Source organism: Thermococcus thermotolerans (assembly GCF_024707485.1).
Taxonomy (GTDB): domain Archaea; phylum Methanobacteriota_B; class Thermococci; order Thermococcales; family Thermococcaceae; genus Thermococcus; species Thermococcus thermotolerans.
Genome location: NZ_CP102602.1, coordinates 1,449,416 through 1,475,261 on the forward strand (window position 1 = coordinate 1,449,416; position 25,846 = coordinate 1,475,261).

The window sequence follows — 25,846 nt, forward strand, 5'->3', positions numbered from 1 at the left end:
GTGGTCGAAATGAGTGAAACCCTCGAAAAGGTCTCACTGGAGATAGAAAAGCTCCGCGATGAGATGGCCAATACTCTCGTCGAACTAATAAAAATTCCCGCCATAAGCCCCGACTACGGCTACGAGGGAGAATACGACAAGGCCCAGAAGCTGCTTGAGATAATAAAAGACTGGCCCTTCGACAAAGTCGAGGTCTACAACGCGCCCGACGAGAGGGCGAAAAATGGAGTCAGACCGAGCATTCTCGCCTACTACTACGGCCAGGACGGTGAGAAGAGCCCAAGGATATGGATCCTCACCCACATAGACGTCGTTCCGCCCGGAGACCTGAGCAGGTGGACGGTTACCGAGCCCTTCAAGCCGGTCGTGAAGGACGGGAAGGTCTACGGGCGCGGAAGCGAGGACAACGGGCAGAGCCTGGTCGCTTCTCTTTACGCGGTAAGGGCCATGATGAACCTCGGGATAAGGCCGAAGAGAACTATAATCCTCGCCTTCGTCAGCGACGAGGAGACAGGGAGCAAATACGGCGTCGAGTGGCTCATGAGAGAGCACCCGGAGCTGTTCAGAAAGGACGACCTCGTTCTCGTCCCGGACGGCGGAAACGAGGACGGAACCTTCATCGAGGTGGCAGAGAAGAGCATCCTCTGGCTCAGGGTCAGGGTTAAGGGCAAGCAGGTTCACGCCAGCATGCCTGACAAGGGACTCAACGCCCACCGTGTCGCCCTCGACTTCGCCTACCACCTCGACAGGCTCCTCCACGAGAAGTATTCTGATAGGGACGAACTCTTCGACCCGCCGGAGAGCACCTTCGAGCCGACGATGGTTAAAAATCCAGCGGACAGCCCGAACATAGCACCGGGCGAGCACGAGGTGGTTTTCGACTGCAGGATTCTGCCGAGGTACAGTGTAGATGATATCCTCTCCGACGCAAAGGCCCTCGCCGAGGAGATTAAAGAGAAATACAGAAAGGAGTTCGACGGCGAAGTTCTGCCGGAGATAGAGTTCGAGGTCCTCCAGCGCATGGACGCTCCGGCCCCAACCGACCCGAACAGCGAGATAGTGGTTCTTCTTAAAGAGGCCCTGAGAAAGCTCCGCGGAAAGGAGGCAAAAGTTGGAGGAATAGGCGGCGGAACCTTCGCGGCCTACTTCAGGAAGCTCGGAATCCCTGCGGTTGTCTGGGCAACCCTCGACGAGACCGCCCACCAGCCCAACGAGTACGCGAAGGTAGACAACATGGTTGAAGATGCTAAGGTTATGGCGGCCCTGGCGCTCCTCTGAGCGAAACCCTTTTCTTTTATCCCTCCCATTCAGAGCCATGCCCGCATGGAAGGACGGAAAGCTGGGACTGCCTGTAAAAGAGGCAGTGAAGCTGTTTCCGGAGCTGAAGGACTACCTCGACGAGCGCGGAAGGCTTGACTTCTCGAACAGGGAAGCGAGGATACTCTACAACAGGGCGATAGCGGAGGCAATTTTCGGCCTCGATATAGAGTACCACCCGCGCGGACTGGTGACCACCCCCGTCTCGCGCTATATCTTCCTGAAGACCTTTCTCCGCGGCGGCGAGAGGGTTCTTGAGATAGGAACCGGGCACACCGCGATGATGGCCCTCATGGCGGCCAAGCTCTTCGAGTGCGACGTTACCGCGACGGAGATCGACGAGGAGTTCTTCACCCACGCAAAGGCCAACATAGGGAGAAACGGAGCGAAGATCAGGCTAATCAAGAGCTGCGGTGGAATAATCCAAGGAGTGATCCCGGAAGGGGAAAAGTTCGACGTAATCTTCTCCGCTCCGCCCTACTACGAGACTCCGACGAAAGGCGTTCTGACGGAGAGGGAAGGCGTTGGAGGTGGGAAGTACGGTGAGGCATTCTCGGTGAGGCTCATCGAGGAGGCGATGGAATACTTGAAGCCCGGTGGAAAGGTAGCTCTCTTTCTTCCGGACAAAAAGCCGCTGATAAATGCCATAAGGGAAAAGGGAGAAGAGCTGGGCTACTCCGTGAGGGACGTGAGGTTCCGGGTCGGAACGCGGTGGAGGTACAGCCTGATACTCAGGCTGTAATGGTCCCTAACGACCATAACCTCCACGATTTTAGTCGTTTGAGCGACCAAATAAAAAAAGGGTTTCGGTCGGGGGAGCGACCGGTTGAGGGACTCGGACCGTGGGCGTCTCAGCATCCACGCCGGCTCAGAGGAGGTGCTTTATCCTCATCGTCCCCTGTACCCCAATGTATGAAAGTGGAAATTTAAACCTAAAGGTTATATATGTAAATACCCTTTTTATTTAGGGGTGACTATATTGTCCCTAAAGTGGAAAATTGTGGGTCACGTATCATTATTCTATGTAGCATTTGTGGGTTTTATTTATATATATTCAAAAATCGTCTCAGCATTCCCCGATCTCTACCAAGGGGTCTCCCCTAAGGATATACTGTTTTTTGGCTTTCTGTTTGCGTTAGCGGTGAACATTTTGGTATTTGCTGGTTATAGACGATCACCTTCCAGAACTAACCGTAAATCGGGGCCTTATCGGTATGAAGAGGAAGTGATCGAAGTATACGAACCTGAAGATGACTGGTTCAAGCCACTTGATGATTTCGATCACCAAGTTAGAAAGCTTAATCAGGACTTCTCAAAGTTTGCTAAGGCGGATTTAACTAAGCGCCGGAGAAGAAAGAAGGATGACGACTGGTTTGCCTCGATGAGAGATTTCAAGTTCTAATTTCTTTGTTATTAAAATGTGTCCTCACAACAGTGCCTCTTCCGTAAATAATCCCCACACTCGCTCTCCTATCTGTTCAGAGGGTTTACAGATATCTTGCAGTAAAGTGTCCACAACTTGGTAACAACAGCAAAATTGATATATATACTTTCTCCGTTCTTTTCTTAAAAGAAAGAAGAAGACCCGGTGGTTAGGGTGTCAAATTCCCGGAAGGGTTATGAGTTTGAGAATGAGATTGCACGGATTCTGAAGGATTTAGGGTATGAGGTGACCCAAACTCCCTTCAGCGGAGATTACGGAGTCGATATTATAGCTGAAAAGTATGGAAAAAGAATTGCTATTCAAGTAAAGAACCAAAATAGGCCTGTAGGCGTAAGAGCTGTTCAAGAAGTTTTCGCCGGGAAAGAATACTACAGGTGTGATGAGGCGTGGGTAGTTTCACGGAGTGGATTCACAGAGAGAGCCGAAGAAATGGCTCAAAAACTAGGCATAGAATTAGTGCATTATGTGGAACTACAAAAAAGAGCAAACATACTCCGACAAACTGAGCATTTTCCAACTATCACTCAAAGAGAAGATCCCATGACAGAAGATGAGGCTGTGTCAATTCTAATATTGCTAGCTGGCACGATCTTTTCAGTCATTTGGTATATCTTACATTTCTATGTCAAACTTTCTGGTGACATTTCTGTAAAGGTGGGAAGTGCTACTTCTATATTTATCCTTATCATTTATATTGGTTCCATTCTTGTTATATTTACCCCACCTCTCGTCTTTTTCACCGAACTCCGTGAAAAAGTCAAGGGTCGGTATTATTCCCTCAGCGGCCTTATCCTTAGCAGCTATTTTCTAATGGTAGCTATCAGAGAACTTCTGAATTATGACTCGATAGTAACTTCGCCCTACGGCCTATTGGGAGTATTGACTAGCGCTGCAACTTTGTTATGGTTAAGCATCGTCGCATATGAGGAGTGGCTGAGACATGAGAGAAGGAACTCTCTAAGCTCCGCCCATACTATGCGTAGCATTATCCTCACCTGCTATGCCATTGTTCTAGCTATCTCGATGTATTTCTACCCGTTCTAGTGCTAGGAGAATAGTAGAAAAAATTTTGTATAATAGACTCTCCATACTCGCCAGACGAGGCTCATTTCATATCCTCAACGTAGAGGAACAGCGCCTTGAGGTACTCCGTGTCCTTCGAGGCCATCAGTATCGGGTGGTCTGGTGCCTGAGTTCTGTACGGCTCAAGGAGCTTAAGGAACTTGCCGGCCTTGGCTGCCGCTGCAATAACCATGTCCTTGAAGGCCTGCATATCAACGTGCTGGGAGCAGGAGGCCGTAACGAGGATTCCACCCTCCTTCACCAGCTGTAAGCCGGCGTAGTTCACGTTGAAGTAAGCGCGAAGCCCCCTCTTGAGGTCCTTCTCGTGCTGGACGAAGGCAGGTGGATCGAGGATAACGATGTCAAACTTCTCGCCCCTCTTTATCATCTCCTCCATGACAGGGAAGGCCGAGCCAACGACGTACTTCATCCTGTCCTCCACGCCGTTGAGCTTGGCGTTCTCCTTTACCATGTTGATGGCCCAGGGGGACTTGTCTACAGCCACCACCTCGTCGGCTCCAGCGACGGCGGCGTGTATCGCAAAGCCGCCGGTGTATGTGAAAACATCGAGAACCCTCATTCCCGGCTTGACGTACTTCTCAAGGGCTATTCTGTTCTCCCTCTGGTCGAGGAAGAAGCCCGTTTTCTGTCCACGCATATCAACGATGAACTTGGCTTTGCCTTCCTCGATTACCGTCCGGTACTTCTCCTTGCCGAGGAGAACGCGCTCGATTTCGGGCAGACCCTCCCTTCTCCTTGAGCGCCCGGTGTTTTTCTCGAAGACCGTCTCGATTTCCGGCTCGGCCTCCATTATTGCCTCCGCAAGGTCGAGCTTGAACTTTTCCATCCCTATGCTCGAAATCTGGATCGAGGCTATCTCGTTGAAGCGGTCAACTATAAGGCCAGGCAGATAATCCGCCTCGCCGTATACCATGCGGTAGGCCCCCTCGTAGCCGAGAACCTTCTTGCGGTACTCATTGGCCTTCCTGATCCTCTCACGGAAGAGCTCCTTGTTTATCTCCGTATCGCGGTCCTTAGTTACGAGCCTGATCATGATGTTTGAGTTGGGATTGACAAAGCCCTTTCCGAGGAACTTGCCGCCCCGTGTGTAAACCTCAACCACATCCCCCGGCTCAAACTCGCCCTCCGTTCTCACGACACCCTTTTTGAAGACTATCATCGCGCCCTTTCCTATGGCTCTCGCGGCCTGAGCGTCAACGATTACCCTCGCCATCTCTCACCACCGTTTGAAGTTCGGCGATAGGTATATAACCCTTAGCGTCCTATATTATGCCGGTGGTTCTATGCACTTCGAGGTAGTGAAAGAGTTTCTTGAGGAGATAGGGGCGGATTGGATAGAAATCGATGGAGAAATCCACCTTGAGCCCGAGGTCTTCTATGAGGTCTGGAAGTACGTGGGCCAGCCCGACCTCGGCATGTACACGGTCGAAGATGAGGTCGTGGAGCCCGGTTCTTACGATCCGCCTGAGATGAAGTATACAGACATCAAGAAGATCAAAAGGAAAAAAGCATACTTTACAACCCTAGACAACAAGAGGATAGTAACAGACTACGCCGAACTTCAGAGGATTCTGAAGGAGAAGTCCATCTAATCCTCTCTTCTTATCCGATTATTATTTGGAGCATGAGAACCCCCATGCAGTTCGTCCTTTTGACACCAAAGAGCACCGTCAGGAAACCCACCATACCTCCTCCCGCCAAGACAAGAAGTCCGAGAAGTCCGTCGAAGTGCAGGGACAGGAGCACGAGGAGGGCCACCACCGCACCGTTCATAAACCTGTAGGGTATGTAAGCCAGAACTCTGAGCACAGCACCCGCCAAAGCATCTCCATAACTCAGAACTAAGAGGGAAACAAAGACCGCCGCCAGGGCGTAGTACGGCAGAAAACCCCGGGCAGGGGGAGCCATGAGTGCCACGATGCCGTTTCTTACCCTCCCGGTTTCCAAGAAGTTCATGAAGGAGAACAGAAAGTTGGATGTGTTGACCGAAAAGACAACTGCCAGGAACGAACGCTCGTCCCTTGAGAAAAAAGAGCCCATGAGGGCAGCCTGGGAGGCTGTAAAAGCTGGAATCAGCGAGGCCACCATTCCAAGGAACGTTCCCAGAAGGGAAAAGCCGATAAAGCGCTTTGTGTCCATTTCAATTTTCCCACTACCCGGGACAACATGTCCACCCCCGTCCACAAGCGCTGCAACCAGCACGGGGATGCCAAAGAGGCCCGTGAAGAGGTGATAGTACGGCTCCTTCAGCGGAAGCCTGAACGCCAGAATCCCGAGCAGACCGGATAGGAAGAACACCAGCACCGCATAGAGCCTCTTCAGACCGTTCTCAGTGAGGATTAAGAGAAGAGCCAGAGCCCCTACGGCCACTCTTCCGATCCACGGAGCGTACAGCCTGGCCAGGATGGGATAGACCATGGAAAGCGGTATCGCCATAAGCACCGCAAGGAAGCTCGCCCACAGCGCTATTCTGACGACCTCCATTGCCTTTCCACGAATAACGAGCCTGTGTGCAGGAAGGATTCCAAGGGCCGTCCCCTCGTCGGGAACACCGAGAAAGGCTGATGGGATAACATCAAGAAAAGTGTGGGTTAAACCCATCGAAAAAAGCAACAGGTTATCACCTACACCGATCCCCGCCAGAAACGCCCCAAGCGTGTTCACATGGATTCCAGGAAGAGTACCGCTGATAGTTCCCGCAATAATTCCCTTCAGCATCTCCCCGAGCAAAGGTCATCACCCGATGGAACTTCAAAGGCGGGCATGCCCCGGTAGGTTGTGAAGAATCCATAGGCTGTAACGGTCTGGTTGACCTTTAGGGAAACGTTGAGGGACTTTCTGAGTTTAATAAGAACCCAGCAATTGCCATCTGTAACGTTCGCCAGCCCGAAGCCGTTTTTATACACTCTGACCCACTCCACACGTCCGGATACTCTGGCAAGCTCTCCTAAGGAGAACGAGCATATTCCGTTAGGCAATTCCTCTCTGCTCTCAATGACGTGACAATCAATACAGTAGAGCGAAGACTTCCTCCTGACTGCTTCGAAGTGAATCCTATCGCCTACCCTCGCCTTGAAGTTGCGGAGCTTCAGTTCTGTGCAGTCGAGCTTGAGCGAACGGCCGGCACCAGCCACCGTGCAGTTTCCAACGGCAATATCGCCGATGGAGGCCTCAGAAACGGGAACCTTCTCACCGTATCCCCCGAGGGATATATCATCCGGCGAGTCAACGATAAGGGAGAGCCTTGAGTAGAACCTGACTATGCCCACCACCCTAACGCGCCTTCCAGCCTCGACTTTCGTCCCGTAGGGGAGATAAAGGACTATCTCCTCACTTCCGTTCCATAGTACGGCTTTAGTACCACCGTAAATAACCGTACCCTCAACCCGCCAGGGCATGCCGTCTCTGGGCTTTTGAGAAAACCCCAACACGCGATATCTGATGGGGTAGAACCTGTTCCGGTACCATATTCCCCCCGCCTCTACAAGTTCCCCCTTTTGGATGGGTAGCGGGGCGGCCAGCCTCACCCTCTCCGGGGTTAATATGTAGTAGCCGGAGGATACCCAGTAGGCCCCTTTTACGGCTGATAACGGAAAAGTAGCCTCCGCCCGCTCTATTCGGACGTGTCTGAGTCTGAGGCCAGAGCTCGTGTTGTACATCCTTCCCTCCACCCGGTAGACCACCCCCTCCTGCAGGGATGCGTATACCCCAACGGAAGTACTGCCGTCGCTCAGGACGGAAAAGGAATCGGTGGAATACACACAGACCCCTATAAATATATCGAAGTCCCCCGGAGCAGAGCCGATGGTTGCCATTGCAATTAAAACTACTATCGAACCAATTAAAAGGACAATTTTAAGTTCTCTGTTTGTGACCATGATTAATAGTAAGAACTGAGACTTAAAAATTTTACCCATAACGGGCGGGGATAAAGAAGAGGGGTCAGTAGACTTCGCCGCTCGGGTAGACAACGATGCCTTCCTCGTTAATTTCGAAGGGATACTTCTTCATCGAGTGCTTGGTTTCACGCATTTTTCTGATGAGGAGATAGCGCTTCAGTTCGACCTCTTTTTCCACGAAGTCCAGAAGGACAACACCCCTTGCTATGTACTCCTCCATCCCATAGCGGCTTATTCTACCCCTGCTGGGATCGGGGGCTTCCGTCGTCAGTATCGATGTGACGCCCATCTCAAGGAGTATCGTGTTGAGCTGAAGAAGGACTTCCCTTATCTTGCTCTCCTCCTGGAGCCCGAATGCAATGGATGGAATCGAGTCGATAACAAGCCTCTTGGCGTTTATGGCTTTAACGACGCGGTAGATATAGCGGAGGAAGTCCTCGGCGTTGAGGTTGCCTTCGAGAACGTATTGCTCCTCTGATGGAAGGCCCACAACAGCGCTCACCCCGTCAACTATGGCTATCTTTCTCTCCCTTTCGTACTGTTCAAGATCCCATCCAAAGGCCAGCATTTCTCTCCTCAGATCCTGCGCCCTTTCCTCAAGGGTAACTATGACTCCAGGCTCACCGTACTCTGCAGCCCCCTTGTAGACAAACTGGACTCCGAAAGTAGTCTTACCGCTGCCCGTTGGACCGGTGACAAGAACAGTAGTTCCCTTAGGAAAGCCACCCTGGATTAGATCATCAAAACCAGGAATGCCACTTTTCACTCTTTTGACAGTGTAGTTCATGACCATCCAAATCACCCGTGAAATCTTTGCGAACTCTCTCTTTACGTCTAATATAACATGTGGAACCAAAGAGATATAAAACTTTTGGGGTGCAAGTGGCCACTCCAGTTCAAATCAATATGGCCGAAGGGTTGTTCGGAGGTTTGCGCTATTTGCGCCCACAGGTACCATAAACGGCCTCTCTGAGGCTTTTGAAAAATTCACTCCTATGTACGAGCGGACTTTCACTCACCCACGGAAACCGTTTTATGCCCCAAGGTGCACCTATCGATGAGAGGTGAAGCCATGCTTGATCCCTTCGGGAAGATGGTTCAAAATTATCTGAAGGATCTAGGAATCGAGCTATTAGATGAAGTCTTTGTAATAATCCCTGCGAGGGTAAGCATAGATAGTGCCGTCCAAAGGATTTTATGGCTACTTGATAGCAATACTCCCCCTAATGAACTTGTAGATCTAGATAAAACTCAAGGTGAACTCCAAGACATTCTAACGTTTTATGCATTGCTAGGGGCTTTAGCCATGGCACCCTATGGATTAGAAATGGAGCTTGTAAAATCAGCCAACATGAGGATATATAAAGAAAGATTCAATCGACGACTCAAAAATATAACAAAAGAGAAAAGTCCATCTAAACAAATCGAACTTCTCAATGATCTTCTAAGTCAGTTATCAATAGATGTCAGAGCAGTTGCAAAAGATGAAATTCCTCAAAGGGATAAGGTCATTATTGAGAGAACCTTATGGGAAAAGCAATTCGAAAAAATAGAAGCAGAGAAAATGAAATTAAAATTCAAGATACATATGAAAGACTTTTTCAAGTTCATTGGAGACAACCTGAAAAAATACTACATAAAAAGAGGATATGTATACATTCAAAGCAACATGCTAAGCAATGCTTGGGAACGGTCTTTTGAGTTTCATATCGAACGTGCAGTAGTTCAACTTTATGAAAATCGTGACTCGATTTTTAATAAATATTATGTAGAGTTGTATGAGAAAATAAGGGAAATATCTAGGGAGTACTTCAAAGAGAAGCTTGAGAGGATGGGTTCGGCAGAGGCACAGCCACTGCGCTTTGAACTCTTCCCTCCGTGTGTGAAGATAGCCCTCGGGGGAGTTCCCGCGGGGCTGAGGAACTACGCCATAACTGTTCTCCTTACGAGTTTCCTCAGCTACGCTAGGCTGTGCCCAAGCCCATCCCGGAGGGACGTCAGAATACGGGACTGCGTGGGTGACCTGAGCGTGGTCGAGAAGGAGATACTGCCGGTGATAATCGAGGCCGGAAACCGCTGCTCCCCTCCTCTCTTCGAAGACCAGCCCCACGAGGTCAAGAACATCTGGTACCATCTGGGATTTGGCCTAACCGACAGGCCAACCCTTGAGGACAGCGGAAACTCCACGTGGTACTTCCCGCCGAACTGCTCCAAGATACAGGCAAACGCTCCCCAGCTCTGCAAGCCGGACAGGCACTGCAGGAACATCAAGAATCCACTGACGTACTATCTAAGGCGCCTCTATATCGAGAGCAGAAAGGGTAAGGAGGAAGAGGATGCAGGGGGTAGTGAGAATGGCTGAGCTGTTCAGGGAAGTCACAGAGAAGGAGAGAAAGCGCTACTATTCGAAGGAATGGAGCGCCAAAAAACTCCCCGAGTTTATAGTCAGAACCCTTGAGGAGAGGGAGTTTGGGTTCGACCATACCGGTGAGGGACCGAGCGACAGAAAGAACGTTTTCATGGACGTCCGCGACCTGGAGGACTACGTGAGGGCAACGGCCCCGTACGCTATATACTCAAGCGTTGCGCTCTACGAGGAGCCGAAGAGCATGAGCGGCTGGCTCGGGGCGGAGCTGGTCTTTGACATAGACGCGAAGGATTTGCCCCTGAGGAGATGCTCTCACATCCATGAGCACGGGCAGGTATGTCCGATATGCCTGGAGGACGCCAAGGAGCTCGCGAGGGATACCCTGATAGTCCTGAAAGAAGATTTCGGATTTGAGAACGTTCACGTCGTTTATTCCGGGAGAGGCTACCATATAAGGGTTCTCGATGACTGGGCGCTTGGCCTCGACGGGAAGGCCAGAGAGAAGATACTGGCGTATATCTCAGCGGCAGAGGAGATAACCTTCGATGACATCCAGAGCAGGAGGATAATGCTGTCATCAGGCTATTACCGGGTCTTCCGGCTGAGATTTGGGTACTTCATACGGAGGGTGAACGAGAACCACCTCTTTAACATCGGTCTGAGAAAGGGACAGGTCGAAAAGGTAATCGAAGGAAGGGAAAGCATCTACGAGGGGTTTGTCAGGAAAGGGCTTCTAACGGCGTTCCCACAGGGCATTGGATACAAGACACTGACGAGGTTGTTCGCACTGTCGAGCACCTTCTCAAAGGCCTACTTCGACGGCCGCGTTACGGTTGATGTCAAAAGAATCCTCCGTCTGCCGTCAAGCCTGCATTCCAAGGTAGGGCTTATAACAACTTACATCGGCTCAAGCGAGAAAAAGCTCGAAAGGTTCAATCCCTTCCGCGATGCGGTTCCCGGGTTTAGGAAGGAAGAGGTCAGGGAAGCCTACGAAGAATGGGTGGAAGAGCACGGGGATGAGATGTGAACGGAAGGCTGAAAATCACAACTTCAATGCTCATCTGGGGGAGCGTTGGAATATTCGCCCGCTTCTCAAACCTGTCCGGGCTAGGGGTTGCTTTCTTCAGGGTGTCGCTTGGGGCCATCCTGCTCCTGTCCCTCTTGGCGGGCAACAAAGGATGGGTCTTATCGCTTCCTTCCATAGTTAGAACCAAATGGAAGCCCCTCGTAGCCCTGGGAGTTTCCCTGGCCCTGAACTGGGTATTCCTCTTCACGGCGTTCAGCTACACCACCATAGCAAACGCGGTTCTCGTCTATTACATGGCCCCGATAATAGCGACCCTCATCTCGTGGAGGTTCCTTGGGGAGAGGATGACCCTGAAAAGGTGGCTCCTGATAGGGACCGCCTTTGCCGGGCTCATCCTGATAATGAGCGGGCAGGATGTCGACCTTGGAAACAGGGACTTCGTTGGAATTCTGCTGGCGGCGATAGCGGCCTTCTTCTATTCGCTGATTCCAAATCTCGGACGGTTTCTGCGCGATGTGGACGGAAAGACCCTGACCTTCCTCCAGCTCGCCGTAGCGTCGGTTGTTTTGGCCCCTTTTATTGCCGCATCGGGCGTTGGAGAGCCCGCCTGGTGGGCGGTTTTTATCCTCGTGAGCGTGCACACGGTACTGGCGCTCTTTCTGTACATGGACGGGCTGAAAGAGGTTGAGGTCAACGAGGCGGCTCTGCTGAGCTACCTCGACCCCATGAGCGCCGTGATCTATGCGTTTCTGATATTCGGGGAGGTTCCAGGGGTTAGAACCGCACTCGGAGGGGCCCTGATACTTCTGGCGTCCCTGCTGGATATTAAGGCGAGGGGGTCGTAGCCCGCCTTCTGTGTCAAGGAGGCATTCGACTGAGCGGCCTACCACGGGGCTCCCACCGGGAACTCATCGCCCCTTCCTCGGCCTTGCACCCCGCGGGACGGCCGTTTCACCGCCCCCCGACGGGTCGTCTGCGGGTTAGCTCGGGCACCGTCGCCGGGCCCTTCGCCGCTTTCATCCCCATATCCGCCGGGACGTGTCGTTTCTGCGCCGTTGCCCTCCCTCTCGGGAGGTGCCTTGCGGCACCGCGGCCCCGGTGCGGTGGGCGGAACTTCCTCGGGAGCACCCCGAGGGCCCCCGACCCCCTCGCCTAGGGGGAGTGTAGAAAATAGGGATAAAAAAGTTTGGTATTCACTTCTTCTTTGGAAGTTCTCTGTTCTCCCTGAACTCGGGCTCCTTGGGCCTCTTAAACCTCCCAAGGGGCGAGCGCCTCTTGGGCCTGGGCCGGACGCGTTTTCTGGATTTTCCACCCTCGCGGGTGTTGTAGTAGAACGCCCCGGCGACCAGCAGGAGGAAGGCCACTACGAGGATCCCCACCCAGAGGCCCGCCGATGTTCCAGCGGAGGCTGTTGTCGTGGTATTTGATGCGGTTGTAGTGGTGGTTGTTGTGGTTGTCGTAGGTGGAGCGGGAGGTTCCAGATACAGCTCCCCTTTGGAAACGCTGGTTTCACCCATGGCGCTGAGCGTAAATTCGTAACCAACAGCCCGTCCCACCGGAAGCTGAAACTTTAGGGAGATGTCGTTGATTCCGGGCTTTATTGTGCTCCCCAGGGAGTCCTTGTAGAGAACGCTCCCATTGGCCACTATCCTGTAGGAAAGCTGTCCCTCGAAGGGTTCGGAGTTGGGGTTCTCAATGAGTATCTTGAAGACGACCTCATTGTCGGAGACTTTCTCATAGGTTACGTCCTTTATAGTGGGGGGTGCGAGAACTTTGTACGAAACGTTGCTCTCCCCGATAATCCTCCCATCAAAGGTCAGCTCTATGAGGGACGTCAGCTCTCCGGACACGTTGGTCGGGAGGCTCACCTCAATGACGTTCGTACCTCCTCCGATCACGGTGGGTTCAACGGCTCTTGCAACCAACGTCCCGTTTCTGTAGGTCTCCACGGTGAGATTCAGGTTAACGTTTCTCTCCGAGAGGAGGGTTAGATAGGCCCTGTTCTCTTCCCCGAGCTTTACCATGTCCGACTGAAGGGAGGCCCCTACAAGCTTCACCCCAAACTTGACGGGAATCTCCCGCGAGTATCTGTATGTCCCATCATCATACTTGAGCACGTACTCCAGCCTGTACGTGCCCTCGGGCAGTTCATACCCTACAGGCACTTCAAAGCGAACTAAGTTGTCCCCGGGAGCCATGTTGAGGGTTCTGTTTTCGAGGAAATACACCTTCCCCCCCAGGGAGAGAGAGACGGTAGCATGAACGGGAACTCTTGAGTGCCCTATGTTGTTAACATGGGAAAACACCACTATAGTCTCTCCGTTGAGAACATAAGGGGAACCTGGACGCTCCTTAACATAGGCATCCGCCACCCCAAAATCCAGAGCCTTCTCAATCACGTGGAGCGGCACTGTGGCGTGGACTATGTACATGGAGTTATCAGAGGTAAACGCCAGGAAACGCAGATAGAGCGTGTACGTCCCCCCTGAAACATTGGAAGCACAGGATATGTTGTATGACACCGAATAGGTCTTCCGGGATGTCCAATCACTGAAAATAGTCGGGGTCAATGTGAGATTAAATCCCGGGACAACGTTGCCGTTATCATCTTCCACCCAGAATTTCTGATAGCTGACGATTTTAAAACTGAAGCCACCGGCATTCGTCAGCATTATCGTCCCGGTACTGTAGTCCCCGCGAAGCAGGGTAATTTCGTCGTTTGTTGTAAAAGTGACAAACTGGGCGGAGGAGCCCGGGAGAAGTGCCATGACCAGAGTTAGGAGGATCAACGCAACCACTGCCTTCCGCATACGTTCTCACCATGTTTAGTTGTTCCTTTTCCCATATAAAGGCTACTCTCCATACAACAGAAGAACGACCCCCAGGAGCATCAAAAAGGCAAAAAAGACCATCATAAGCCGGTACCAGAGCACTTTGGAAAAGTGAGGGCCTATCACGAGGCCAAGTACGAGGAGCATGAACCCGTAGAAGACTGTGAATATCCCAAGGGCGATGTTGACCTGAACCCCCATTATCAGGAGTACCCCCAGGAGGGCACCGGCGAGTACGGTAACGTGGGGGACGGTAAACATCAGGTAGTCGCGCAGAACCTTGAGGTCTTCGTCCATACCCATCACTCCGTTATGAACGCATACGTCGTTGTCGTCGGGAGGGCTTTTCTGATTTTCGGAAGGAGATATCTCGGATAGAGCCCTTCTATTTTTTCATCCAGGATATCATAGGTACCGAGGATTTTCTCAATGACCTTAACCTCGGTTCTCCCTCTCACCCTGAAGTAGCCCCGGTACAGCGTGCTTATTTCAAGCACTATCGGTATCCTCAAACGTTCTTCTTCTCCCTCATCGAGGAGTGAGATGAGATACTCCAGCTCGGAACGTCTGAAGTGGTGATAGCTCCCATCGCGCAACCTGACCCTCGGTTCCTTTTCCTCCAACAGCTGTTTTAGAGTGGGCCTGTTTGCCGGAAGGTGAAGGTTTACCCGAGCTATCTCCCTGTTCAGGATGTCTTCGGCTTTTGGCATGTTCCCTCATACTCCCTGATCCAATAAACCTTTGCTTAACATATGTTTGTTAAAATTAAAAAAGATAAATGATAAAAATGACAGTTTTTTGTCAGTCAGCGGGAACTCAGACCACACAGTTGTCACAATGACAAAAATTCAGTAAAAAGGCTTTTATTGGAATAATCGTTCAATAAGATGGCATCAATACTGAACATTAAAGCAATAATAGGTGATAAATATGAACAGTCTGAGCGCCTCAGAAAAGGGAACGGCCCTCGAATCCAGAGGGGTAAGATTCATCCAGCTTATCTTTGTTGATATAAACGGGGTTCCAAAAGGCATGGAAGTCCCCATAGGAAGATACGACGAGGCCATAGAAGACGGTATAGCCTTTGATGGCTCATCGATTCCGGGATTCGAAGGAATAGAAGACAGCGACTTGATATTCAAAGCGGACCCATCAACCTACGCGGAGATACCATGGGAAGGAATTTCAAGGGTCTATGGATATATACACAAAGGCAAAAAGCCCTATCCGGCCGACCCCAGAGGTGTCCTCAGGGATACCCTTCAGGAACTCGAAAAGGCCGGATTCAGGGCGTACATAGGACCGGAACCGGAGTTCTACCTCTTCAAGAAGAACGGTTCCTGGGAGCTTCAGATACCTGACAGCGGTGGTTATTTTGACCTTGTGACCCTAGACAAAGCTAGGGAGTTAAAGAGGGAGATAGCCCTCCACATGCCAGCCCTCGGCCTCGTTCCCGAGGTTCTCCACCACGAGGTCGGAAGGGCACAGCACGAGATAGACTTCCGCTATGATGAAGCCCTAAGGACGGCAGACAACATAGTCAGCTTCAAGTACATCGTAAAGGCCATATCGGAGATGCACGGACTCTACGCTACGTTCATGCCAAAGCCCCTCTACGGCTTTCCCGGAAACGGAATGCACCTCCACATAAGCCTCTGGAAGGACGGGGAGAACGCATTTATTGGTGATGAAGGGCTCAGCGAGACCGCACTTTACTTTGTAGGGGGTATACTCGCCCACGCAAAGGCCCTGACAGCAGTAACCAACCCCACTGTGAACAGCTACAAGCGTCTCGTTCCCGGTTACGAGGCCCCGGTATACATAAGCTGGGGCTACAGGAACAGGAGTGCACTGATAAGGGTTCCGGCCTTCTGGGGCAACGGGGCGAGGATTGAATACCGCTGTCCCGACCCGAGTGCCAACCCATACCTGGCATTTGCGGCGATACTGATGGCCGGGCTGGACGGAATAAGGAGAAAAATCGAGCCCGACGCGTATGTTGAGGAAAACGTCTACGAGATGGGCGATTCCAAGCGGAAAAGCCTGGGCATAGACACGCTACCCGAAAGCCTTGGCGAAGCCTTGGAGGAACTCAAGAAGGACAGGGTCGTCAGGGAAGCCCTGGGCGGTGCATACAGGAACTTCCTCACCTACAAGGAGAGTGAGTGGGAGGGGTATCTCGAATACCTGGGCGCTAAAGGTCTTCCCGAGGATACGAAGAAGGTAACTGAATGGGAGCTGGAGAGGTACTTCCACGTCTAATGAACCTCTTCAAGCACCTCTTCGAGCACCTCCTCAAGCACTCCTCCAATGATGCCCTCTTCCATCTTTTCTTTCTCACTTAGATGCACCAAGGCAGAACCCCCAATTATGAGCGCCGCTCCAATCAGCTGTTCAGCGGTAAGGGACTCACCAAATAAAAGGAACGCCAGTGATATCGCCACGACAGGCTCAATCGTGGCGAGTATGCTGGCCCTGCTCACCTCAATCTCCTTTAGGGCGTGGTTGTAGAGTATGTACCCCAGGAATGTCGGGAAGAACGCCAGAGCAAACAGATACGGAACCGCGCCTGATGGCACCGAGAAGTCCGTGAAGGGCAGAAGGTAAAGCATGCCAAAGAGGAGCGTGTAGAAGAGTGCCTTCTCGGGTTCGTCATCCCTAACGGCGAACTTCGCCAGAACACCGTAAAGAGCGTAGGTTAAACCCGTTAGCAGGCCGAAGAGCAGAGCCTTCGTGGAAAACTGAACATCCCCCCAGTTCACGAGGAGAACGCCGAGCATCACCATCCCCAGGGCGGTGACCTTCTCCCTCACCAACGGCTCGTTGAAGACCAGTCTCCCCAGGATTATTGAATATACCGGAGCGGTGTAGAGAAGCAGAACGGCAAATGAAACCGACGATATCGTTACCGTATAGAAGTAGAGGGTGTAAAATAGGAAGATGCTGAAGAAACCGTAGAGGGCGTAGAATCTGAGGCGGGAGCGCTCAAGGGAGAAACCTACGCCCCTGAGGCGAAGATACAGTGATAGGAGGACTATGGCGAAAAAAACCCGGTAAAACACCATCGTGAAGGGCGTTAATCCAAAACCGTCAAGGTACTTGGCGAATATGCCCAGAGTCCCCCACATTGATGCAGCTAGAAAAACGAAAATGTAGCCTCGTTTCATGGACTCACCTCAGAAGACCGGGCCGACTGGAAGGCGCCTCTTGTGCTCGCTGCCCTTTATCAGTCTCTCGACGTACTCAACCCTCTCCAGAGGTATTTTAAGCTCCTCTGCGATTTCAGCCTTTTCCTTTCCGAGGTCAACCATGCGCCAGAGAATCTCATCGAGGAGGCGGTAGCTTATTCCAAGCTCGTCCTCGTCGGTCTGTCCCTCCCACAGCCCGGCTGTGGGCTTCTTTTTGATTATCCTCTCCGGAACTCCAAGTAGTTTCGCTATCTCCCAGACCTCCGTCTTGTAGAGGTTTATGAGCGGAGCGTAGTCGCTGGCACCGTCACCCCACTTGGTGAAGTACCCCGTAAGAACCTCGCTCCTGTTGCTGGTTCCAAGAACGAGGCGGTTCATAGCGTTGGCGTGAGCGTACAGCAGAACCATCCGGGTTCTGGCCATTACGTTACCCCTGCTCTTAACGTCAAGTCCACCGACTGCCCTCTCGAACTCATCCACAATGGGTTTTATACTGATCACCCTGTAATCAATTCCCAGGGTTTCACAGACGAGCTTGGCATCCTCAAGGTCGCCGTTCTCGTAGTACGGCATTATCAGGCCGAGAACCTTATCTCTTCCAAGTGCCCTTACGGCGAGGTATGCAACTGTAGCGCTGTCTATGCCCCCGCTTACCCCAACGACAACACCGTCAACACCGGCCTCCTCAACCTTCTCATGGATGAACCCGGTTATCCTATTGATGGCGGCACCGTAATCAAGCTTCCTCATTTCTTACCCTCCTTCACATCCCTCAGGAACTGGGAGTATCCCATGAAGGCTATAACAACCCCCACGAGCATCAGCACGAAAGCAAAGAGGGAGTAGACCGCGTAGGGGTAGTCAACGGCAGTCGCCCTATAGCTATAATTCACGCTCCCATTAAAAACATATATCACCGGCCTCTCCCCGGGATGAAGCGTTATCTCACGGTTAACAAGTGTGTAGTTCGTTATTTTGGTCCCCTGGATAAGTGAGATGTTTGCACCGGATGATGAAAGGATCAGGGTCCTGTTATGGTAGAGGTATTCACTTTCAAATTTATCGTCTCCCAGGTAGTACATACCCTCTCCAAGTGTCCCGCTGGCGGAATAAGACTTGTTAACACGGTAGAAACCGGCAACTGAGATCAGCAATGCCAGAATGAGCATTATCAGACCGGCCCTCAGAAGAGGATATCCCATCGCATCCCTGAGCGTTCCCATCGTCACCACCTAAGGAAAGAAAAGGAGAAGTCAGTACTTGCCAACGAGGTGGCACTCGGCCCAGTGGTTGTGCTCGTACTCGACGAGCTGCGGGTGTTTGGTGTCGCAGAGTCCCTTCTGGGCGTAGATACACCTCGGGTGGAAGCGGCACCCGGGTGGTATGTCGACGGCGTTGGGCACCTCACCCCTGATCGGCAGCTCCTTGATGATGTTCCGTCTTTCTGGCTTCGGCTCGGGAACCGCCGCCAGTAGCGCTCTGGTGTAGGGGTGAAGCGGGTTGTCAATGACCTTCTCGACTGGACCCATCTCGACTATCCTTCCAAGGTACATGACCGCCATCCAGTCGGCGAAGTACCTTGCCGTTGACATGTCGTGGGTGATGTAGAGGTAGGTGACACCCATCTTCTCCTTGAGCTCCTTCATCAGCTCAAGGATCTCGGCACGGATGGACACGTCGAGCATCGAGACCGGCTCGTCGGCAACGATGAAGGTCGGGTTCAGGATGAGGGCCCTTGCAATAGCGACACGCTGTCTCTGACCGCCGGACAGCATGTGCGGGAACCTGCCGACGTAGTCCTCGGGCGGGGTTATCTTGACCATCTCAAGGGCCTTGTAGATGAGCTCCTCACGCTCGGCCTTTGTTTCACCGATACCGTGGATGAGGAGCGGCTCCTCAAGGATGTCAAATATCCTGAACCTCGGGTTCATTGAGCTGAACGGGTCCTGGAATATCATCTGAACGTGCCTTCTGTAGTCGAGTATCTCCTCTTTGGTCTTGACGTTGGTCACGTCCTTGCCTTCTAGGTATATCCTTCCGTCGGTGGGCTCCAGCAGTTTAACGATCAGCTTTCCTGTGGTGGACTTACCACACCCGCTCTCACCAACGAGGGCAAAGACCTGTTGCTTGTATATCTCAAAGCTAATGCCGTCCACCGCGTGAACCTTTTTCTGGGGGGCGCCCTTGATCGTGTCGATGAAGCCCCTCTTGATCGGGAAGTACTTCTTGAGGTTTTCAACCTTGAGTATCGGCTCCGCCATCTCTCACACCTCACAGCAGCCAGCATGCGGCATAGTGATCCTTATCAACTTCCTTCAGCTCGGGTTCCTGCTCCTTACAAACCTGCATCGCATAGGGGCACCTCGGGTGGAAGCGGCATCCTTTGGGCGGGTTGATGAGGTTCGGTGGCTGTCCTGGAATGAACTCCAGCTTCTCGACGTCTTCATGCAGTCTCGGTATTGCCGAGAGAAGCTTCTGGGTGTACGGGTGGGCCGGCTCGTAGTAGACCTTTTCGCTGTCTCCGATCTCAACGATCTTACCTGCGTACATGATGGCAACGCGGTCGCTGATCTCGGCGAGGATGCTGAGGTCGTGGGTGATGAATATCATCGAAAGGCCAAGCTCCTTCTTCAGCTTCTTCATGAGGTTGATGATCTGAGCCTGAACAACGACGTCGAGAGCCGTCGTCGGCTCGTCGGCAATGACAACGTCGGGCTCAAGGAGGAGGGCCGTTGCGATGATGACACGCTGCTTCATACCGCCTGAAAGCTCGTGCGGGTAGCGATAGACTATCTCGGGGTCGAGACCGACGAGCTCAAGGTACTTCTGGGCCCTGTCGAGGGCCTCATCCTTGCTCATCCCCTTGTGGAGTATCAGCGGCTCGGTCATCTGATATCCGACGGTATAGACAGGGTTGAGGGCGTTCATTGCACCCTGGAATATCATGGATATTTTCTGCCAGCGTATCTCCTTCCTAAGGACATCCTCCGGGAGACCGACTATTTCCCTTCCGTCAATCTTCACGCTACCGCTGACGATTTTGCCCGGCGGAGTCGGCATTCCCATAAGGGTAAAACCAAGGGAGGACTTGCCGCATCCGCTCTCACCGGCAAGTCCCAGCACTTCACCCTTCCTGAGGTTGAACGAGATGTTGTCGACGGCCTTGACGACACCCTTGCTGGTGAAGTAATACATCTTGAGGTCTTTAACTTCGAGTACGTTCCTAGCCATTTATACCACCTCACAGCCTCCTGAGCCTCGGGTTGAGTATCTTATCGAGGGCCGTACCGATGAGGACGAAGGTAAGGCCGACGACAGCGATTCCAAGCCCGGGCGGGAGAACCCACCACCAGTAGCCCTTGGTCGTTGCCGCCTGATTCTGGGCCGCGTTGAGTATCTGGCCCCACGTAACGGCCGTCGGGTCACCGATACCAAGGAAGCTCAGCGAAGCCTCCGCTATAACAGCACCCGGAACGCTGAGGGCTATGACCGCGAAGGCATATGGAAGCAGCTGGGGCAGTATGTGCTTGAAGATTATCCTGCCGTTGCCGGCACCGAGTGCCCTCGCCGCCTCTATGTACGTCTGCTCCTTGATCTGGAGCGCCATACTTCTCGAAATCCTTGCTATTCCCATCCATCCGAAGATGACCAACAGCAGCACTATGAACATTAGTGTTATGTGTCCCATTGTGGCTCCAATGAGGATAAGTATCGGCAGGCTCGGGATTGAGGCGAATATCTCGTTGATACGCATCATGAACTCGTCGGCGTTTCCACCGAGGTATGCGCTGGTGACTCCGTATACAAGGCCGATGACGGTGCTTAGGACGGAGACGAGCACACCAATGGTCAGCGAAACTCTGCTACCCCAGATGATACCTGCCCAGAGGTCCCTGCCGAGGTAGTCTGTACCCATGGTTCCGTAGCTCCTTCCGAGGAAGGTCACCTTTATGTTATCAAGTATAATCTTGTTCTTGTCGGGTGCGGGGTTGTTTATGTCGAGGACAAGCTTGTAGTTACCCCAAAGGGGCTCGGGGTTTTCTATTATCTGGGTCACGTTCATTCCGGGCTCAACCTTGGCAAACATTGGGGCAACCATGTCGCTGATGAGTATCGTCTGAAGTGGAACTTCAAACATGGTTATCTCCCTGCCCTCGGTGACGTTGACGAGCCATATGTAGACATTGGCCGATATCGTACTGTCCCTACCCACGGAGATTGTGCCTGCGCTCAGAGGCTTGTTTTTGAGCAAGGGGATTTTCTTGCCATCCGGCCTCAAGAGGTACAGGTCAAATACTGGGGCATTCATTGGATCGCCAACAGATACGTTCAGCCCACGTATAATTATGCCCTGCGGCCCCAGGATATAGCGGTCGGGGAAGTTGTAATCAGCTTCAATTACGGTTCTAGTATCCGAAGGGTGAGTTATCTTCAGGTCGTTGATGTAGTATACTTCCTGAGGAACAAGCTTCTGAGAGGTGAACATATTGTACCAGGTCGGCGGAACGTTCTTGGGGTTGTCCTCCCAGTAAGCGGAGCTTCTCCACTTCTCTGGCAGATCCGGGATGGTGGTGTACGGTGCAGTAAGTGCAACAAGGACAAGGATAACAAGGAGAATAACACCGGCTATGCCGGTCTTCTCCCTCTTGAATTCTTCAAGGAATTCCTTAAATCCTTCTTTGACGTCGACCCATCTCATCGTGAATCACCTCACATCTTGGCGGAAGCACCGACCTTGACACGCGGGTCGAGGAATCCGTAAATCATGTCAGCCAGAACCACTCCTGCCAGGTAGAGCACCGTGAAGAAGTACGTCAGCCCTATGAGGAGGTTGGTCTCGTTCTGCTGGAGGGCAACCCAGTAGAGCCTGCCCATTCCAGGGTAGTTGAAGACGAGCTCACTGATGATTGCACCACCGAGCGATCCAAGGAGGGCGAAGATGATCATGGTGACTATCGGCGGGGCAGCGGCACGGAGGGCGTGGCCGTAGATGATTTTGTGCTCGGGGACACCCTTGGCCTTGGCGGCCATGATAAAGTCCTCCTGGAGGGTTCCTATCATGATGTTCCTGGTCGTCCAGGCCCAGCCACCGAAGACGACGAAGACGTAGGTGAACACCGGAAGGGCAAGCTTCCAGAGAACGTCCTTAACGTGGGCCCAGCCGGTGAGCTGTGGATCGAACATTGAACTGAGCGGGAACCAGCCGAGCTTGAATGCGAATATCAGGAGGAACATCATTCCGGTCCACCACATCGGCAGACTGTATGTGAGCAGTGCGAAGATAGAGAGGCCCCTGTCAAAGACACTGCCCGCGTGCCTTGCAGCCCTGACTCCAAGGAAGATACCCAGTATGATAACTATTATCGTTGCCGTTGTGAAGAGCAGGATGCTCCTTGGGACGGCAACCTTAATGATGTCAGAGACATTGTTCGTACCGAAAATCGGCATGCTCGTCGTTCCAAAGTCCAGCCGCAATGTACGCAAAGCCTTCTTGTAAACTTTCTGCCAGTATGGGATGTTCAGCTCATACTTCTCTTCAAGGGACGCCTGCTTTGCAGCTTTAGCCTGTTCAAAGGCCTCAAGGCCCTGACTCTGTTTGATTTTAGCACCCTCGGTTCTTTCCCACATCATCAATTCTTCGTACATTTTGGATCTGTTGCTCTCTTCGGCAACTTTAACGAACAGTGCCGAGATAATAAAAGTCACTATCAACAGGACGAGAATGGCGTTTAGAATCCTAAACACCAGGTACTTTAGATACCCCATTTTTTCACCCCCACGTAGGTTGCTCGTGTTTAATGTATCTTTTTCAGCATTGTAAAACTGACTTTATATATCTTACTGCATAGATGTGCACATTTTCATAGAAGTGTATTGCAGAAACCCGCAGTTAGAGATCCAGAAGTGAAGGCAAAATTTCAAAAAAGAAGGGAAAGATCGAAACTGCTTCACTTCTTCTTGGTGAAGTACCAGGCGGCCGCGGCGATGATGATTATCACCAGGCCGACAACGACGTAGGTGGTTGTGCTGGTTCCGCCGGCCGTGGTCGTGGTGGTCTCGGTCGGGGTCTGGGTCGGGCTCGGGCTGCTGGTGGTCTCAGTCGGGCTCGGGCTGCTGGTGGTGGTGGGCGGCTGGGTGGTTGTGGTCTTGGTTATGTCGTCCCAGGTGAGGCCTGAGATCTTGAGCATGACCTTGGCAAGGTCGTCAACGTGCTCCTTGGTGAGGAGGTCGAGCCAGAGGACTCCCTCGGCACCGCTGCTGAAGGAGTAGGTCTTGTCGATGCCGTACTCCTTGGCGTTGGCGACGAGCTCACCCATAGCCCAGTAGAGCTCCCACGGGAGGGTCGGGTAGAACACGTAGAATCCTGCGGTCATGTCGTCGGCGAGCGGGTGCTCGTAGGTACCATAGACGACGTAACCGTTGTCGGTCCACTGGAATCCAAGTATGTTGCTGAGCGTTCCAGCGGTTCCACCAAGGCTCTCGTCGTAGTACGGGTCGTCGGCGCCGTCCTTGTAGGCCCAGGTGTAGAGGAAGGCTATGTAGTACTTGAGGTCGTCGATGTTGCCCTTAACACCGTTGTGCCACTCACCGAAGTCGCAGGTGACTGCGACCTTGACCTTGGCGGTCTTGCCAGCGTTTTCGGCAATCCAGCCCTGGGTCTGGTTGTAGATGACCGCATCGTCCGGAACGGTGAACTCACCGCGCTCAAGGGTCCACTTGCACCTGTACGGGGTAACTATACCGTCGAAGTTGGTGGTCGCGCCGTAGTCCCTGATGAGGTTCCAGACACGGACACTGTAAACGTCGTTCAGACCGCCAACCGGGTTGAAGGCACTCATGAACATGGCACCGGTTGAGGCGAACTGGGCGATCTTAAGGTGCTTGTCCGGGGTCTGAGCGGTCATGATGCTCCAGCGCTGGCCGATACCGGTGCTGGCCTCAGGAACGATCTTAACAACCCTCTGCTTGTTGGCCGGGTAGAACTCCCAGGTCTCAATCATGAAGACCCTGGCGCTCTCAAGGACACCAATGAGCATGCTTATCTTCTGGAGGTCCCAGTACTGCTCCTTGGTAGTGATCTTGATCGGGTCGGTCGGAACGAGGTCAGCGTTGATGTGCGGGGTTCCCTGAACGGCGTCCTTGCTGATGACGAAGTAGGTCAGCAGGTAGGTGAGCTCCTCCTCGGTCCACTTGAGCATCGGGCCGAGCTTGTCTGAGTTGGTGTAGTACTCAGCACCTATCTTCTGGAGACCGGCGTTAACATCGCCGTTGCCTATGTACTTGAGGGCCTCCTCGACGGTGACGGTGTTGACGTGCTTGGGCTCAACTGCGCCAGGAACGTATCCGTACCAGGATGCATAGAACCAAGCGGTGTAGTCGTCAATCCAGACGCTCGGGATACCGCTGGTACCCCATCCGCCGGTGTAGATGTTCCACTCGTAGTTGCTCGGAGGCTTGGCGAAGACGACCTGACCGGCCTTCTGCCTGTCCCAGAGGAGCCTGTCAACCTTGAATCCGACCTTCTTCTCAAGCAGGTCGGCAACGTAGAGACCAATCTCCTTCCTCTCGTCCTCGATACGGATGATGAACTTAACCGTAACCGGCTGGCCGTCAAAGTACCACATTCCGTCCTTCTTCTCAAGGGTGTGGCCGTAGTTGGCAACCTCCTGAGCGGCCTTCTGCATGGCCTGGTCAATCATCTGGAGGGCCAACTGCTCGTTGCCAGCGCCGGTTATTCCAAGGGCCTTGTAAACTGGCTCGAAGTACTTGTCGGCCGGGTGGCTGGGCCTTATACAGCCGAGCATTGGGGCGCCACTACCCTGGTAGATGTTCTGGACGATGTAGTCCCTGCTGACGAGGAAGTTCATTGCAAACCTGACTTCCCTGATGGCGAACGGGTTGAAGTAGACCTGGTCACCAACGGTAACGAGCGGAGCGTCCTTGTCCGGGTCGTGGTAGGTGTTGAAGGTCAGCTCGTTGTAGGAGCTGGCACTCTTATAGAGGTTGAGGTTCGCGAGAACGTCGGCACCAAGGCCCTGGTACTTTCCAGCCGGGAAGGAGAACATACCGAGGTCGTACTCACCCTTAGCGATCTGGAGGATAACGTTCTCAGGGTTCTGGACACCCTGGTACTCGATAACGTCGGCATAACCGTCCTTTGGAAGGGTGTTGGTGTAGATGGTCCTCGCACCGGTGAACTTCTCAAGCTTGAGGTAGAGGTTCTCCGGGGAGTACATGACGAGCATGTACGGACCATTGCTGATAACGAAGTGGCCGTACTGGAGGTACCACTGAAGGTCGGCCTTGAAGCGAGCCTTGGCCTCGTCGCTGTTCAGGGGTATGTCCTTGGGGGTGTAGTCAGCCGCGCTGACTGCATGGACTGAAAAAATACTAAACAACATCAAACCCATAATAAACAATCCCAAAGCCTTCTTCATACTCCACTGCCTCCTTCACTTTTTGGCAATGTTGCCACATATGGTGTATAATGGCATGAAGATATACATTGAAAGCCTATTTAAGGGTTACGTTCTTGTAAAAGTAGTGGCTTTAGAAAAGCCATCTACAGGTCCCAAAAGATTTCATGACTCTTATCTACCTCTCAATGGCATCTTGCGTTGTGCACCATGCTAAAATCTTAATAATAACAGAGGAAAAATCACAAAATGGGTCAGGAAGGCCATATATA

At 52.5% G+C, this 25,846-nt stretch carries 24 protein-coding genes and 1 other RNA gene; 9 read left to right on the forward strand and 16 right to left on the reverse strand.

Annotated features, from left to right (window positions below; all coding sequences use genetic code 11):
- The first annotated feature begins 9 nt into the window (after positions 1 to 9).
- The 4 genes from NUS69_RS08290 (at position 10) to NUS69_RS08305 (ending at position 3,805) form a co-directional block, all read left to right on the forward strand.
- Positions 10 to 1,278 (forward strand): M20 family metallo-hydrolase, encoded by a 1,269-nt coding sequence (locus NUS69_RS08290; protein ID WP_258085057.1) that lies wholly within the window; start codon positions 10 to 12, stop codon positions 1,276 to 1,278.
- Between the two features lie 37 nt (positions 1,279 to 1,315).
- A complete protein-coding gene (locus NUS69_RS08295; protein WP_258083338.1) occupies positions 1,316 to 2,059 on the forward strand; it encodes an RlmF-related methyltransferase in 744 nt (247 codons plus the stop codon).
- A 237-nt stretch (positions 2,060 to 2,296) separates the two neighbouring features.
- Positions 2,297 to 2,719 carry a hypothetical protein gene (locus NUS69_RS08300; protein ID WP_258083339.1) on the forward strand — a complete coding sequence of 141 codons (423 nt, stop codon included), beginning with the start codon at positions 2,297 to 2,299 and terminating at the stop codon, positions 2,717 to 2,719.
- 186 nt (positions 2,720 to 2,905) lie between these two features.
- On the forward strand, positions 2,906 to 3,805 hold the full coding sequence (locus NUS69_RS08305) for a restriction endonuclease (RefSeq protein ID WP_258083340.1): 900 nt from the start codon (positions 2,906 to 2,908) through the stop codon (positions 3,803 to 3,805).
- A 61-nt stretch (positions 3,806 to 3,866) separates the two neighbouring features.
- On the opposite strand, the gene NUS69_RS08310 is transcribed toward NUS69_RS08305, so the two are convergent.
- Positions 3,867 to 5,057 (reverse strand): class I SAM-dependent rRNA methyltransferase, encoded by a 1,191-nt coding sequence (locus NUS69_RS08310; protein WP_258083341.1) that lies wholly within the window; start codon positions 5,055 to 5,057, stop codon positions 3,867 to 3,869.
- Between the two features lie 70 nt (positions 5,058 to 5,127).
- Here NUS69_RS08310 and NUS69_RS08315 point away from each other — a divergent pair, with 70 nt between their 5' ends.
- A complete protein-coding gene (locus NUS69_RS08315; protein WP_258083342.1) occupies positions 5,128 to 5,436 on the forward strand; it encodes a DUF5748 family protein in 309 nt (102 codons plus the stop codon).
- A gap of 10 nt (positions 5,437 to 5,446) precedes the next feature.
- Here the strand turns inward: NUS69_RS08315 and NUS69_RS08320 are convergent, their stop codons facing one another.
- The 3 genes from NUS69_RS08320 to NUS69_RS08330 all read right to left on the reverse strand — a co-directional run bounded on the left by NUS69_RS08320 (position 5,447) and on the right by NUS69_RS08330 (position 8,536).
- On the reverse strand, positions 5,447 to 6,562 hold the full coding sequence (locus NUS69_RS08320) for a tripartite tricarboxylate transporter permease (protein ID WP_258083343.1): 1,116 nt from the start codon (positions 6,560 to 6,562) through the stop codon (positions 5,447 to 5,449).
- Positions 6,556 to 7,722, reverse strand: coding sequence for a hypothetical protein (locus NUS69_RS08325; RefSeq protein WP_258083344.1), 1,167 nt, complete (start codon positions 7,720 to 7,722; stop codon positions 6,556 to 6,558). The genes NUS69_RS08320 and NUS69_RS08325 overlap by 7 nt, the downstream gene beginning before the upstream one ends.
- A 64-nt stretch (positions 7,723 to 7,786) precedes the next feature.
- On the reverse strand, positions 7,787 to 8,536 hold the full coding sequence (locus tag NUS69_RS08330) for an ATPase domain-containing protein (RefSeq protein ID WP_258083345.1): 750 nt from the start codon (positions 8,534 to 8,536) through the stop codon (positions 7,787 to 7,789).
- Positions 8,537 to 8,800: 264 nt separating this feature from the next.
- On the opposite strand from NUS69_RS08330, the gene priL reads away from it, so the two are divergent.
- The 3 genes from priL to NUS69_RS08345 are packed head-to-tail and all read left to right on the forward strand — an operon-like array spanning position 8,801 to position 11,983.
- The gene (priL, locus tag NUS69_RS08335) at positions 8,801 to 10,105 is read left to right on the forward strand and encodes a DNA primase large subunit PriL (protein ID WP_308686504.1); all 1,305 of its coding nucleotides are present in this window, start codon (positions 8,801 to 8,803) and stop codon (positions 10,103 to 10,105) included.
- Positions 10,098 to 11,138 carry a DNA primase catalytic subunit PriS gene (priS, locus tag NUS69_RS08340; RefSeq protein WP_258083346.1) on the forward strand — a complete coding sequence of 347 codons (1,041 nt, stop codon included), beginning with the start codon at positions 10,098 to 10,100 and terminating at the stop codon, positions 11,136 to 11,138. Before priL ends, priS begins: the two co-directional genes overlap by 8 nt.
- Positions 11,135 to 11,983, forward strand: coding sequence for a DMT family transporter (locus tag NUS69_RS08345; RefSeq protein WP_258083347.1), 849 nt, complete (start codon positions 11,135 to 11,137; stop codon positions 11,981 to 11,983). The genes priS and NUS69_RS08345 overlap by 4 nt, the downstream gene beginning before the upstream one ends.
- On the opposite strand, the gene rnpB is transcribed toward NUS69_RS08345, so the two are convergent.
- The 4 genes from rnpB to NUS69_RS08365 all read right to left on the reverse strand — a co-directional run bounded on the left by rnpB (position 11,969) and on the right by NUS69_RS08365 (position 14,679).
- An RNA gene (rnpB, locus tag NUS69_RS08350) (RNase P RNA component) lies at positions 11,969 to 12,290 on the reverse strand. The two genes, NUS69_RS08345 and rnpB, sit on opposite strands and share 15 nt — an antisense overlap.
- 41 nt (positions 12,291 to 12,331) lie before the next feature.
- Positions 12,332 to 13,948, reverse strand: coding sequence for a COG1361 family protein (locus NUS69_RS08355; protein WP_258083348.1), 1,617 nt, complete (start codon positions 13,946 to 13,948; stop codon positions 12,332 to 12,334).
- Between the two features lie 42 nt (positions 13,949 to 13,990).
- Positions 13,991 to 14,272: a hypothetical protein gene (locus tag NUS69_RS08360; RefSeq protein WP_258083349.1), complete on the reverse strand. Its 282-nt coding sequence runs from the start codon at positions 14,270 to 14,272 to the stop codon at positions 13,991 to 13,993.
- Positions 14,272 to 14,679: a DUF61 family protein gene (locus NUS69_RS08365; RefSeq protein ID WP_258083350.1), complete on the reverse strand. Its 408-nt coding sequence runs from the start codon at positions 14,677 to 14,679 to the stop codon at positions 14,272 to 14,274. Before NUS69_RS08365 ends, NUS69_RS08360 begins: the two co-directional genes overlap by 1 nt.
- A 220-nt stretch (positions 14,680 to 14,899) precedes the next feature.
- Here NUS69_RS08365 and glnA point away from each other — a divergent pair, with 220 nt between their 5' ends.
- The gene (gene glnA / locus NUS69_RS08370) at positions 14,900 to 16,231 is read left to right on the forward strand and encodes a type I glutamate--ammonia ligase (protein ID WP_258083351.1); all 1,332 of its coding nucleotides are present in this window, start codon (positions 14,900 to 14,902) and stop codon (positions 16,229 to 16,231) included.
- Here glnA and NUS69_RS08375 read toward each other — a convergent pair.
- The 8 genes from NUS69_RS08375 to NUS69_RS08410 form a co-directional block, all read right to left on the reverse strand.
- Complete coding sequence (locus NUS69_RS08375) at positions 16,228 to 17,136, reverse strand: EamA family transporter (RefSeq protein WP_258083352.1); 909 nt, start codon at positions 17,134 to 17,136, stop codon at positions 16,228 to 16,230. The two genes, glnA and NUS69_RS08375, sit on opposite strands and share 4 nt — an antisense overlap.
- A gap of 9 nt (positions 17,137 to 17,145) precedes the next feature.
- The gene (locus NUS69_RS08380) at positions 17,146 to 17,907 is read right to left on the reverse strand and encodes an NAD+ synthase (RefSeq protein ID WP_258083353.1); all 762 of its coding nucleotides are present in this window, start codon (positions 17,905 to 17,907) and stop codon (positions 17,146 to 17,148) included.
- Positions 17,904 to 18,380: a hypothetical protein gene (locus tag NUS69_RS08385; protein ID WP_258083354.1), complete on the reverse strand. Its 477-nt coding sequence runs from the start codon at positions 18,378 to 18,380 to the stop codon at positions 17,904 to 17,906. The genes NUS69_RS08380 and NUS69_RS08385 overlap by 4 nt, the downstream gene beginning before the upstream one ends.
- A gap of 30 nt (positions 18,381 to 18,410) precedes the next feature.
- The gene (locus NUS69_RS08390; protein WP_258083355.1) at positions 18,411 to 19,418 is read right to left on the reverse strand and encodes an ABC transporter ATP-binding protein; all 1,008 of its coding nucleotides are present in this window, start codon (positions 19,416 to 19,418) and stop codon (positions 18,411 to 18,413) included.
- 10 nt (positions 19,419 to 19,428) lie between these two features.
- Positions 19,429 to 20,388 carry an ABC transporter ATP-binding protein gene (locus NUS69_RS08395; protein WP_055429942.1) on the reverse strand — a complete coding sequence of 320 codons (960 nt, stop codon included), beginning with the start codon at positions 20,386 to 20,388 and terminating at the stop codon, positions 19,429 to 19,431.
- 10 nt (positions 20,389 to 20,398) lie between these two features.
- Positions 20,399 to 21,856: an ABC transporter permease gene (locus tag NUS69_RS08400; RefSeq protein WP_258083356.1), complete on the reverse strand. Its 1,458-nt coding sequence runs from the start codon at positions 21,854 to 21,856 to the stop codon at positions 20,399 to 20,401.
- Between the two features lie 11 nt (positions 21,857 to 21,867).
- Positions 21,868 to 22,923 (reverse strand): ABC transporter permease, encoded by a 1,056-nt coding sequence (locus NUS69_RS08405; protein ID WP_258083357.1) that lies wholly within the window; start codon positions 22,921 to 22,923, stop codon positions 21,868 to 21,870.
- A 182-nt stretch (positions 22,924 to 23,105) separates the two neighbouring features.
- Entirely contained in the window at positions 23,106 to 25,559 is a 2,454-nt protein-coding gene (locus NUS69_RS08410) for an ABC transporter substrate-binding protein (RefSeq protein ID WP_258083358.1), read from the reverse strand.
- Positions 25,560 to 25,846: the final 287 nt, after the last annotated feature.